At 58.3% G+C, this 10,927-nt stretch carries 10 protein-coding genes and 2 pseudogenes; 8 read left to right on the forward strand and 4 right to left on the reverse strand.

Annotated features, from left to right (window positions below):
- The first annotated feature begins 175 nt into the window (after positions 1-175).
- Positions 176-547, forward strand: coding sequence for a DUF6124 family protein (locus tag HNR03_RS20600; protein WP_259155494.1), 372 nt, complete (start codon positions 176-178; stop codon positions 545-547).
- A gap of 35 nt (positions 548-582) precedes the next feature.
- The gene (locus tag HNR03_RS20605) at positions 583-837 is read left to right on the forward strand and encodes a hypothetical protein (RefSeq protein WP_090175784.1); all 255 of its coding nucleotides are present in this window, start codon (positions 583-585) and stop codon (positions 835-837) included.
- A 47-nt stretch (positions 838-884) separates the two neighbouring features.
- On the opposite strand, the gene HNR03_RS20610 is transcribed toward HNR03_RS20605, so the two are convergent.
- Entirely contained in the window at positions 885-1,787 is a 903-nt protein-coding gene (locus tag HNR03_RS20610; protein ID WP_259155495.1) for a nucleotidyl transferase AbiEii/AbiGii toxin family protein, read from the reverse strand.
- Positions 1,774-2,343 (reverse strand): type IV toxin-antitoxin system AbiEi family antitoxin, encoded by a 570-nt coding sequence (gene abiEi / locus HNR03_RS20615; RefSeq protein WP_259155496.1) that lies wholly within the window; start codon positions 2,341-2,343, stop codon positions 1,774-1,776. The genes HNR03_RS20610 and abiEi overlap by 14 nt, the downstream gene beginning before the upstream one ends.
- Positions 2,344-2,512: 169 nt before the next feature.
- Between abiEi and HNR03_RS20620 the strand changes: the two genes are divergently transcribed.
- The 4 genes from HNR03_RS20620 (at position 2,513) to HNR03_RS20635 (ending at position 7,091) form a co-directional block, all read left to right on the forward strand.
- Positions 2,513-3,919, forward strand: a complete 1,407-nt coding sequence (locus tag HNR03_RS20620) for a DUF2252 domain-containing protein (protein ID WP_259155497.1) — start codon at positions 2,513-2,515, stop codon at positions 3,917-3,919.
- Positions 3,920-4,109: 190 nt separating this feature from the next.
- Positions 4,110-4,601 carry a hypothetical protein gene (locus HNR03_RS20625; RefSeq protein ID WP_259155499.1) on the forward strand — a complete coding sequence of 164 codons (492 nt, stop codon included), beginning with the start codon at positions 4,110-4,112 and terminating at the stop codon, positions 4,599-4,601.
- The gene (locus tag HNR03_RS20630) at positions 4,598-6,058 is read left to right on the forward strand and encodes an ATPase domain-containing protein (protein WP_259155500.1); all 1,461 of its coding nucleotides are present in this window, start codon (positions 4,598-4,600) and stop codon (positions 6,056-6,058) included. Before HNR03_RS20625 ends, HNR03_RS20630 begins: the two co-directional genes overlap by 4 nt.
- Positions 6,059-6,068: 10 nt before the next feature.
- Positions 6,069-7,091: a HAMP domain-containing sensor histidine kinase gene (locus tag HNR03_RS20635; protein ID WP_259155501.1), complete on the forward strand. Its 1,023-nt coding sequence runs from the start codon at positions 6,069-6,071 to the stop codon at positions 7,089-7,091.
- A gap of 109 nt (positions 7,092-7,200) precedes the next feature.
- On the opposite strand, the gene HNR03_RS20640 is transcribed toward HNR03_RS20635, so the two are convergent.
- Together HNR03_RS20640 and HNR03_RS20645 are read right to left on the reverse strand one after the other, a co-directional pair.
- Entirely contained in the window at positions 7,201-8,034 is an 834-nt protein-coding gene (locus HNR03_RS20640; RefSeq protein WP_259155502.1) for a phosphatase PAP2 family protein, read from the reverse strand.
- A gap of 26 nt (positions 8,035-8,060) precedes the next feature.
- Positions 8,061-8,732 (reverse strand): histidine phosphatase family protein, encoded by a 672-nt coding sequence (locus tag HNR03_RS20645; protein ID WP_222589681.1) that lies wholly within the window; start codon positions 8,730-8,732, stop codon positions 8,061-8,063.
- Between the two features lie 289 nt (positions 8,733-9,021).
- On the opposite strand from HNR03_RS20645, the pseudogene HNR03_RS31960 reads away from it, so the two are divergent.
- Positions 9,022-10,002 (forward strand): annotated as a pseudogene (locus HNR03_RS31960) (methyl-accepting chemotaxis protein); the annotation flags it as partial.
- Positions 10,003-10,311: 309 nt separating this feature from the next.
- Positions 10,312-10,908: pseudogene (locus tag HNR03_RS31965) on the forward strand (methyl-accepting chemotaxis protein); the annotation flags it as partial.
- Positions 10,909-10,927: the final 19 nt, after the last annotated feature.

A 10,927-nucleotide genomic window follows, 5' to 3' on the forward strand; every position in this document is an offset into this window, starting at 1 on the left:
TCCCGATTAAACGGCATGCTTGCCCGCGTGCAGTTCTTTTCATGGCGGCTGTGCGTGGGGCATCTTCGGATGCACCGGTTTCTGGTTTGCCGGTCTGTCAACCCGCGTACGGCTGCCACCCTTCCCTGTTTGACAGCAGGGCATGGCAGCTCCTTTATCAAACCGGAGATGCACCATGAAAAAACACAGCCCCAATCCACCGGACTCGGCAACAGAATCTCCCGATTTATCGGATCTCTCCAGAGACATCGAACGCACCATCAGCGCCCGCCTCCGCAACCCGACTCACCCCAGCCCCATCAGCCACGTCTTCGCCATCCTCCCCGACGTCGACACACCAACCCTGCTCACCCACGCTTGCGAAACCCTCGCCTCGCTCAACGTCATGTCCACCGACCTGGCTTGTGATCTCGAAGGTTCACATCGCAACGTGGCACTGGCGATTCAGCAGTTGGCGGTGCTGGGCGAACTGTTGGTAAACCGAGCGCTGGACAACCTCGACCCGCCTGAAGGCGTGTCCGAAGCTCCGTCCGCCAGCCACGTCTAAGTGGTCGCACTCTTTTACCCAATGGAGGTTTTGTCATGGATCGATACATGCCCGTCACCGGCATCGACTGCACCATCGCGTCGTTGCTGATCGACACCGAAGCACCGCTGGACGTATTGCACGAAACCGCGGCGTACCGCATCCGCACCGCGACGCAACTGCTGGAAAGCTTCGCCGTCAGCGAGGGTGTGCACAGTGAACTGGCGCGGGTGTTGGTGACTTCACTGCGCGACGGCTGCGATTTGATGGATGTCGTCGGGCGACGATTGCAGGCGCAGGTTTCGGCATAAAAAATGGGCGGCCTCAGAGGCCGCCCATTTTTCATGACTGCAAGGCTTTACATCTTGAAGCCAACGCCCCGAACGCTCTCAGCTCCAGTTAATGCTTTCTCTGTTGTCACATACAACTCACGTATATGCCCAACTAAAAACGTCCAAAAAGCGGGTTCATTGACGGTTTGTGCGACTAACTCACCCGGCAGGAACCGACTCATTTCCTTGCGAAACTCGAGCACTATTTTCCGATCAGTATCGAGCAGTTCCGAGCGCGACTTGAACAGGGTCAAGAACTCATCCTGCTTACAGTGATGATCACTCAGTTTCTTCCCGATCAAATCCAGTTGCGGCGTTACACCTTGTTGACGCAGCCAAACCATATCCCAGAGATCCCGGTTCTTGATTCGGTTAGGACGCAGCGCAAAAGCCACAATTTTGTCGGCGTAAATTTCTTCACGCGTTTCTGCCTGTAAAATCAGGCCACTGGTGCCCATGTCGACGCCATACGGGTTCAGCAACAACATGGGCTGTGGCTGGTAACTCGGGATGGAACACACATCAATGTTGATGCGCTGTGCAGGCAGATCCTTGCGCCCTGGTCGGGTTTGAACTTTCAACTTCCACGTATCGACATTTCCCTCCTCGCGGACCGGCTCTGCGACTTCAACCTCAAGGCCATACTTGGCTTTTAGCGTTGAGACAAGAACGCGAGCGAGTTCGGTCAGGCTCTCGCGATTGAAGTCAGCGCCACCCGTGAAATCCAGATCTTCGCTCAAGCGGTTCGAGCCATAGCAAGCCCGCAAGCACGTACCGCCGATGAAGGTCAGTTTGGTGAGCATGCCGGCAGAACTCAGCGCGAGCATGATGTCGTGGTGCAGCAATTCCTTTTCCACCACGACCCGCAACGGCGCCAGATCCTGCTTGTTTTTAAGTGCCTCATCTACCAGTTCATCAAACAAACTCATTGGCGACGCTCCAGTCGATCAAGTCCATGTTTCGTTTAGCGGCCTTCATGTCCCGCAAAGCCTGTTGCGGTGTTGCCCGCCATAAGCGGCAACGTGCGTCATAGTGAACCTGGTCGACCAGGTCCTGAGGTTTCTGGCGGGTGTGCACGAACTCTATGGTGCCCCAGCTTCCGCATGAAATAGTGCTGCTGCGACCTGAAGACATCAGGCTGATCCAGTTAATGGGGATCTGAGAGATGACGCCGCAATCGCTCAATGCCGTTTCAAGGCTGATGTAGTTGAATTGCATGGCACGTAATCGGGCGGCCGCATGAAACAATACCAATCCGCTGGATGGCTTGGCCGCTTCGAACAGGTAAAGTCCTCGACACACACGCGTCAGGTGGCCATCCGAAGCTGCGCGGCTCAACAGGGTTTTGTAGGCACCTTCGGAAATATCAGGCACCAACACCCTGAGATCATCGGGAGTGAACAGGTAGCGCTCTTCGCTGGCCAAACGGGTCAGTTGTTGGAGAAGCCGGCCCATTGGCTGGGTGGATTTTGAGTGTGGATACATACCCAAGACTCTACAGAAGGTTTCACTTTATGTAACTTACTGTTGAGTCCTTGGATTGGCAAACCTTTTCTATCTGCATGATTCAAGCACACTGAAAACCATCGGTTGAATTCTCCTCGCCCTTCTACACTCAATCCCCACAAGCCCCAACCCCCACCAAAGAGCCCCCATGACCACCCTCAATGACCGCTTGAAGCAAGGCAAGGATGCTCGCAAGAAATGCCCACGCAATGCTCAGGCCGAGACCGGGAAAATCAAGCGCGACCCACTCCCGCTGATCAAGGCGTCCAGCGTAGGACGAATCAGCTCCCTGGTCGAATTACGCTACGGCCGCATGCTGGTCTCGCCCTTCACCTTCTATCGCGGCAATGCGTTGCTGCAAGCTCACGATCTGGCCGGGACCTCGAACATGGGCCTCGTATCGCCGATCTGCGGTGATTGCCACCTGATGAACTTCGGTGGCTTTGCAACGCCCGAACGCAACCTGTTGTTCAGCGTCAATGATTTCGACGAGGTGCATCCGGGCCCGTGGGAATGGGACCTCAAACGCCTGGTGGCGAGTTTTGTCGTGGCCGCGCGCGACCTGCGTCATGGCGAATCAGTCGAAGAAAGCGTCTGCCGCGAAGTAGTCGCTTCCTACCAGAGGACCATGCTCGAATGCGCCGAACAAAGCGCACTGGAAACCTGGTACGAGTCCATCAGTTATGACGACCTGCTCAAACAGGCGAATAAAGCCACGCTGGAACATGTGGAGCGCGCCATCGAAAAAGCCGAACGGCGGACGCATGCCGAACTGCTGCCGAAAATCAGTGAGCGTGATGCTCAGGGACGTCTGATCATTCGCGATGACTTGCCGGAGATTTTCCACCTGCACAAAAACACCACGCTGCTGGATGCCGACGATGACTGGCTACGCCTCTCGGACTGGCGGCCGCTCTATGACACGTTTATGCGCGACTACCCAGGCACGTTACAGGCCGACCGTCGCGCATTGCTGTCACGTTTCCATGTTCATGACCTGGCGTTCAAAGTCGTCGGTGTCGGCAGCGTCGGCACGCGTTGCCTGGTGGCGTTGCTGACCGATGAACAGGAGTTCCCGCTGTTTCTGCAATTCAAGGAAGCGCGGCGCTCGGTACTGGCCGACTACGTGAAAGCCCGTTCAAAGGTGCGGCATGACGGTCAGCGCGTGGTCGAAGGTCAACGGTTGATGCAGTCGGCCAGCGATCTGTTCCTCGGCTGGACCACCGGCCCCAACGGTCGGCATTTCTATGTGCGGCAGTTGCGCGACATGAAAATTTCGGCCGAACTGGAGACTTTCGACGCACCAACTTTTGCCGCCTACGCTCGTGTCTGCGGCCGGGCCCTCGCCCGCGCGCATGCCAAAGCGTCAGGGCAGGCCGCGCAGATCAGCGGTTACATCGGCAAGAGCGATGCGTTGGCCGACGCGCTGCTCAAGTACGCCAAAAGCTACGCCAAGCAGAACGAAAAGGACTTTGAGCGATTCCAGCAAGCCTGCCGCAAGGGCCGGTTGCAGGCTCGCTCGGAGGCCGATTTTGCGGCCGACCATTTGCCGTAGAGGGGCCAGCGCAGGGACGCTCATATGCATAAATTTTTCTTCACCCCCGCGCGCCTCTTGAATCGGTACATTGCCCTCGCTCATTCAAGAAACTACGGTTTGCCCGCCCTCCCGCGGGCTTTTTTTTGCCTTTTGATTGATAAGCTGTTGTTTGTCATCCAATGCCGCCCATTAAGCTGGCGCAAATCACTTGTTGGCACGTCATTGGGTGTACGATCGATACCTGTCCATCAGATATCAGTTAGCCATGTCCACGCTAAGCGAAGAGAGCCGTCAGATCGTAGCTTCTCTGGCGCACCGTGCTGGTCCCAACGCTGACACTGCAAAGACCGCTCAGGCGATCGTTTCAACCTTGCAGGATATGGACGCAGCCCTAACGCCCATCATTGGCCAGCAAGGGGTTGCCGCGCTCTATCGCCGCAGCCTCCACTTGTGCGCCTCGACTCATCCATCTCTGGCCGGCACTTGCGACAAAATGCAGGCCGGCATGGATTTGACAGCCCTCACGTCTGTACTCGTCGAGCAAAGCGAAGCCGATGCCTTGTTTTTCGGTGAAGTGTTATTGACCACTTTCTACGAGTTGCTGACCACGCTGATCGGGCCCTCGCTCACCGCACGTTTACTACGTGACGTGTGGGAACCTTCTTTGAGCGACACCCCTTCGCAGGAAAATTCGCCATGAGCACCAAAGTGACTATCAACCGCTTGGCCACCGGCGTGCCAGGACTGGACGAGGTGCTCGGCGGAGGATTGCCGGAGTTTTCGTTCAACATGATCGCCGGCCCCCCAGGCTGCGGCAAAACCACCCTGGCGCATCAAATGATGTTCGCCCTGGCGACGCCCGAACGTCCGGCGCTTTTTTTTACCGTGTTGGGCGAGCCGCCGTTGAAGATGCTGCGCTATCAGCAGCAGTTCGACTTTTTTGACAGCGAAGCGATCAACCAGTCGATCCGTTACATCAATCTGGCCGACGACACCTTGGCCGGGGATCTGGATCAGGTGCTGCGACGCATCGTCAGCGAAGTTGAGACCCATGCCCCGGCGTTGGTGTTTGTCGACTCATTCCGTTCGGTGGTGTTGGCCAGTCAGACTGAAGACAACCCGAACAACAACCTGCCGCAGTTTGTTCAGCAGCTGGGCATGTTGATGACCACTTGGCAGGCTACGACCTTCCTGATTGGCGAATATTTCACTGAAACCGACACCAACCCGATTTTCACTGTCGCCGATGGCCTGATCTGGCTGCGCCAGAGCGTTCAGCGCAACTCCATGGTGCGCAAGATGGAAATCATGAAGATGCGCGGCCAACCAACGCTGCCGGGGCTGCATACCTTCCGCATCGCCACGTCGGGAATCAAGGTCTTTGCACCTGCCGCCATCAACCCGGTTGAAGCGCCGCTGGAGTTCCCGATCAAGCGCCTGAAAATGGGCGTGCCGCAACTCGATGAAATGCTCGGCGGCGGCTTGCCCCGTGGCTACTCCTTGCTGGTGGCCGGCCCCTCGGGCTCGGGCAAAAGCATTCTGGCAGCCACTTTCCTGGCCGAAGGCGCGCGCAATGGTGAAACCGGCGTGATCGCTGTGTTCGAACAACGGCCAAATCATTCGCAGAACACCACCCTTGCGGCGCTGATCCAGAGCGGTCAGGTCGGCCTGGTGGACAGTCGCGCGCCGGATCTGTCCATCGACGAGATCGTGCAGTTGCTGCTGAGCGAGATCAGCCGCCTGAAAGCGACCCGCGTGGTCATCGATTCGCTGTCGGGCTTCGAATTGGCCCTCGCCCCAACCTTTCGCGAAGACTTCCGCGAGTCGTTGTCGCGCATGGTCACCGCGCTGACCAGCATCGGCGTCAGTGTATTGCTGACCTCGGAGCTGGAGGACCGCTACACCGACCTGCGTTTCAGTCCTTACGGCACGGCATTTCTCACCGACGCCATCATCGTCCAGCGTTACATCGAAGTGCAGAGCCGCTTGTTGCGCATCATGGCCGTGGTCAAGGTTCGGGCCAGCGCCCACTCCGATGAACTGCGTCTGTACCGCATCGACGATAACGGCCTGCAAATCGGCGAAATGCTGCCGGATCAGGAAGGCTTGCTCGGCGGTCGGCCTACCCGGCGGCTGTTGAACAAAGACAGGGAATGAGCCAAAAACCATGACTGAGGCCAATGGCAAAAACGAGCAAGCGATGGCCACGGCCGCTCGCGAACTGTTTCTGCTCGGCCAGAAAACCGCTGAGGCACGCGCGGCCCTGACAGCCCTGAACAAGGAGCTGAGCGAGGCGAACATCCAGCACTCCGAGAGTCAGCAGATCGAACAACTGATCGAGGCCAATCAACAATTGGTCCAGGCGATTCTGTTGGCGCAGTCAGATGCGCAAAAGCCACAGCGCTCAGCCGATGAGCAGCAACGTTACCTCCAGATGCGCGAAGCCAACGAACAGTTGGTACTGGCCGTCCTCAGTGCGCAACACTTGCAAGCGTCGGCCGAACATAGCCTGGCACAGCAACGGAACATCCTCACGCTGGTGGCCCACGAACTGCGTAACCCACTGACGCCGATCAGCCTGATCGCCAGCCGACTGGTCCGGGTGCCGAGTGAAGAGCTGCCACGCATGCAGGCCCTGATCGAGGGTCAGGTGCAACACATGTCGCGCCTGGTGGACGACTTGCTCGATGTCTCCCGCGCCAGCACCGGCAAGCTGCGCCTGGATTGCCGCATCGTCGACATGGTGCAGATCATTCAGGACGCTATCGCTGTGTGCAGTCCGGTGATGATCGCTCAACAGCTGCATTTCACCGCGCAGTTGCCGGACCGTGCACTGGCGGTAAACGGCGACCCGGTTCGACTCACGCAGATTCTCGGCAATCTGCTGGGCAACGCGGCCAAGTACACACCGGCCGATGGCACGATCACGCTGTCGGTCACCACCGAGGCCGATCTGCTGGAAATCAGCATCCGCGATACCGGCATCGGTATTTCCGCCAAGGCATTACCGTTTATTTTCGAGCCGTTCGTTCAGGACGTGCATGCGGTCGGATTCAACGGCGCCGGTCTGGGCATTGGCCTGACGGTGGTGCGTGAGCTGGTCGAAGCCCACGGTGGCACCGTCACCGGCATGAGCGACGGCGACCTCAAGGGCAGTACGTTCATCGTAACGTTGCCGCTCGCAGTTTGAGCGTGCCCGCACGCTGAAGCGTGGGGCGTCGGGTTGACTCATTCGTCGGGCAATAAAAAACCGCCATTCCTTCGCAGGATTGGCGGTTTTTTCACACAGGGGGAGCTGTTTACGTTGCGACGTGCGGCTGTGCACGCTGCGCGAGCTGTTCATGCTTTTGCAGCACCGGCATCTCCAGCCGCGCTCGCCCGTAGAACGCCAGCGCCGTCAGCAAGCACGCCAGCCACACAAAGATCCCCGCCCACAAGGTGTGGGACATGTAGTGCCAGCCTTGCAGGACCCGCGTTGTGCCGTAGACAAATCCGAGCAGCAACGCGCCGTACATCAGCGCCTTGGAATAGCGCCAGCGGTAGCGGCGCGCGACGAAGTACAGCGCGAGCATGGTGAAGCCGCCTGAAGCATGGCCGCCCGGCCAGCAACGACCATCACCGGCTTCCCTGAACAGCTGGAAGTTGTTGTACCACTCCATGTGGGCAATTTTCCCACCGTAGATAGTCGTTTCAATCGGGCAGTACACGCTGGTGTGCGACTTGAGGAAGTGAATCACGCCGGTGCAGATGGCAAACGCGAAGACCACAAACAGGAAGTCACGCCGATGGTTGTAGGCAAACCGCAGCACAGGGGCCGCTTTGCAACGTTCCAGGAAGCTGCCGAAACGCGGATATTTTTGCGTGTTGATCAGCGGCCAGACAAACGACAGGATCGCGCCGATCAAGGCAATCTCGGCAGTCCAGTTCGGAATGATCCGCGCCCATTTATGGGTCAGCTTTTCGAAGAAGCGAACCTGGTCCAGCGGGAAGGTCTGGGTGACCGGATCAAACAGAAGGTTGCTGAAAGCGATGTCGATTTTGGTCATGTCGAACATCAGGAAAACCACGGCCGCGCAGAGCAACGGGATACCGAAGTTCGCCCAATAAAAGCGAGAGCGGGTAGAAGTCAGCATTGTGTGTCCTGATTCAGAGGAAAAACTCACTCGGTGCTTACCGAGCGCCAATCGGAGGCTTCAATGAAGCCCAGCATGCGCGGTGCTTGCTGTGATTGGGCGGAGATAAACAAAGAAGCGCCATAGCCTAACGTAGATGTTGGCAACTTGAGGTCTTTTTCGAGCTGATTCATGCATTCGCTGTGGGTCACAAGAATCAGATTGCGGCCCGCCACCTTGTGCGAAAGGGCATCGCGCAACATTGTTCCCTTGCAACTGATCAACCAGTCTTCGCCCACACCGACCTTGTTGAACATGTAGGTGGCCGTCTGTGCCGTACGAACCATGGGGCTGTTGTAAATATCAGCCTTGCTCAGCCCCATCTGCTGGAACTGTGCACCGACACTCACCGCGACGCTGCGCGAGCGCTCGGTGATGCCGTCATCACCGTTCAGGCACGCGGCGGTCGAGTGATCGCAGCGCTCGACGTGGCGCACCAGTACGATCACATCACCTTTGGCCCAATCGGCGGCCAACGCTCGCGCGCCCACGACATTACCGTGCGCCAGATCCGGCACAGCGGCAGGCCGCAATAGCCAAATCGTCAACGGAATCACCAGCAGCGCGGCGGCCAGCACCACGATGGCATTTCGATAGCGGCTTGAACGGCCCAGTTTAATTGAGCGTTTTATCCCGGCCAGACTCAGTCTCAATTCCACATCAGGCCGCCTCGCCGGCATGCATCACTGTCATCAAAAGCGACAAAGCTAAATAGACGCGCGTCGGTGAACAGTGAAACCTTTGTGAAAAAAAGCTTAAGACTCAAAAAAGCGTGTTACCGGATCCGCCTACAAAAACCTTTCAGCTCTCGCGATTGCTGCCGATACAGTCCTGCTACACCCCTTGCTGGCGCCTAAAAACAACAATCTTCCAGCCAACCGACGATCGACAGCGCAACGTTCCTGGAGGAATTTGATGAATAGCTGGTTCGGCAACATCAGCGTGAACATGAAACTGGGCCTGGGATTCGGCCTGGTCCTGGCATTGACCTGCGTGCTGGCCCTGACCGGCTGGACCAGCCTGGGCGGGCTGATTGACCGCAGCAACTGGATGAGCGACATCACCCAGCTCAACGCCGGTCTGACCAAGCTTCGGGTGGTACGCCTGCAATACATGCTGACCAACGGCGATGAAACCGCCGCTCAGACCGTTCAGACCACCCTTGACGCCTTCTCCGCTCAGCAACAATCGCTGCTGTCGACCTTCAAGAGCCCGGAAAACCTCAAGCTGCTCAAAGAACAAGGCACTTACATCGACGCTTACAAGACGTCGCTGAATAAAATGCGCAGCGCCTACCGCACCGGCAACAGCGCCCGTGACGCCATGGGCGCCAACGCTGCAACCGCCGGCACGCTGATCGAAGCCATCAACACGGCTGTGCAGCAGATGCCCCTGAGTGATCAGCGCTTCGAACAATACCAGGCCATCACCGCCGCCAAGGAAGCGTTCATCCTGGCCCGCTACGAGGTTCGCGGCTACACCGCCAGCTCCAACGCCGAGACCGAACAAAAAGCTATCAGCCAGCTGGACGCGGCCATTGCCAGTCTCAAACAGCTCAACGTGCATTTTGCCGATACCCAGCAAGACGCGCTGCGCCAGCTCGAAACCGCGCTGAGCAACTACCGCAGCGCGTTGCAGGCTTATAAAGCGGCCAACTCCGACGCCGTGCAGGCACGCAAGGAAATGACCGATCAGGGCGCCGCTATCGTGACCCTCAGCGATCAGCTGTATCAGATCCAGCTCGATCGCCGTGATGCCGAAAGCGCCCAGGCGCGCACGTTGCAACTAATCAGCACGTTGCTGGCGCTGCTGGTGGGCATCATTGCGGCGGTGATCATTACCCGTCAGATCACCGGTCCGTTGCGCGACACCCTGGCTGTGGTCGAACGCATCGCCAGTGGCGATCTGTCCCACGACGTCAAGGTGACTCGCCGCGACGAACTAGGCGTGTTGCAGCAAGGTATCGCGCGCATGGGCGTGACCCTGCGTGACTTGATCAGCGGCATCCGCGACGGTGTCACCCAGATCGCCAGCGCTGCTGAAGAATTGTCTGCGGTAACCGAGCAAACCAGCGCCGGGGTCAACAGCCAGAAGATCGAGACCGATCAAGTGGCCACGGCCATGCACGAGATGACCGCCACCGTGCAGGAAGTCGCGCGCAACGCCGAACAAGCATCCCAGGCTGCAGCCGCCGCTGATGGCGAAGCTCGCGAAGGCGACAAGGTGGTCAATGAAGCCATCGCCCAGATCGAACGTCTGGCCACCGAAGTGGCGCGTTCGACCGAAGCCATGAGCGTGCTGCAACAGGAAAGCGACAAGATCGGCAGCGTCATGGACGTGATCAAAGCCGTGGCCGAACAGACCAATCTGCTGGCACTCAACGCCGCGATCGAAGCAGCGCGTGCCGGTGAAGCCGGTCGTGGTTTTGCCGTGGTGGCTGACGAAGTCCGGGGCCTTGCGCAGCGCACCCAAAAATCCACTGAAGAAATCGAAGGTCTGGTGGCCGGTCTGCAGAACGGCACTCAACAAGTGTCGACGGTGATGAACAACAGCCGCGCCCTCACCGACAGCAGCGTCGCCCTGACCCGCAAGGCCGGTGTGTCACTGGAAAACATCACCCGCACGGTGTCCAACATCCAGTCGATGAACCAGCAGATCGCCGCCGCAGCCGAACAGCAAAGCGCCGTGGCTGAAGAAATCAGTCGCAGCATCATCAACGTGCGCGACGTGTCAGAACAGACCGCCGCCGCCAGCGACGAAACCGCTGCATCCAGTGTTGAACTGGCGCGGCTGGGTAGCCAGTTGCAGCAGATGGTGAGTCACTTCAGGGTTTGACCTGCGCCTGGGCTCAGCC

The organism is Pseudomonas sp. JAI111 (genome assembly GCF_024809425.1).
Classification (GTDB): Bacteria; Pseudomonadota; Gammaproteobacteria; order Pseudomonadales; family Pseudomonadaceae; genus Aquipseudomonas.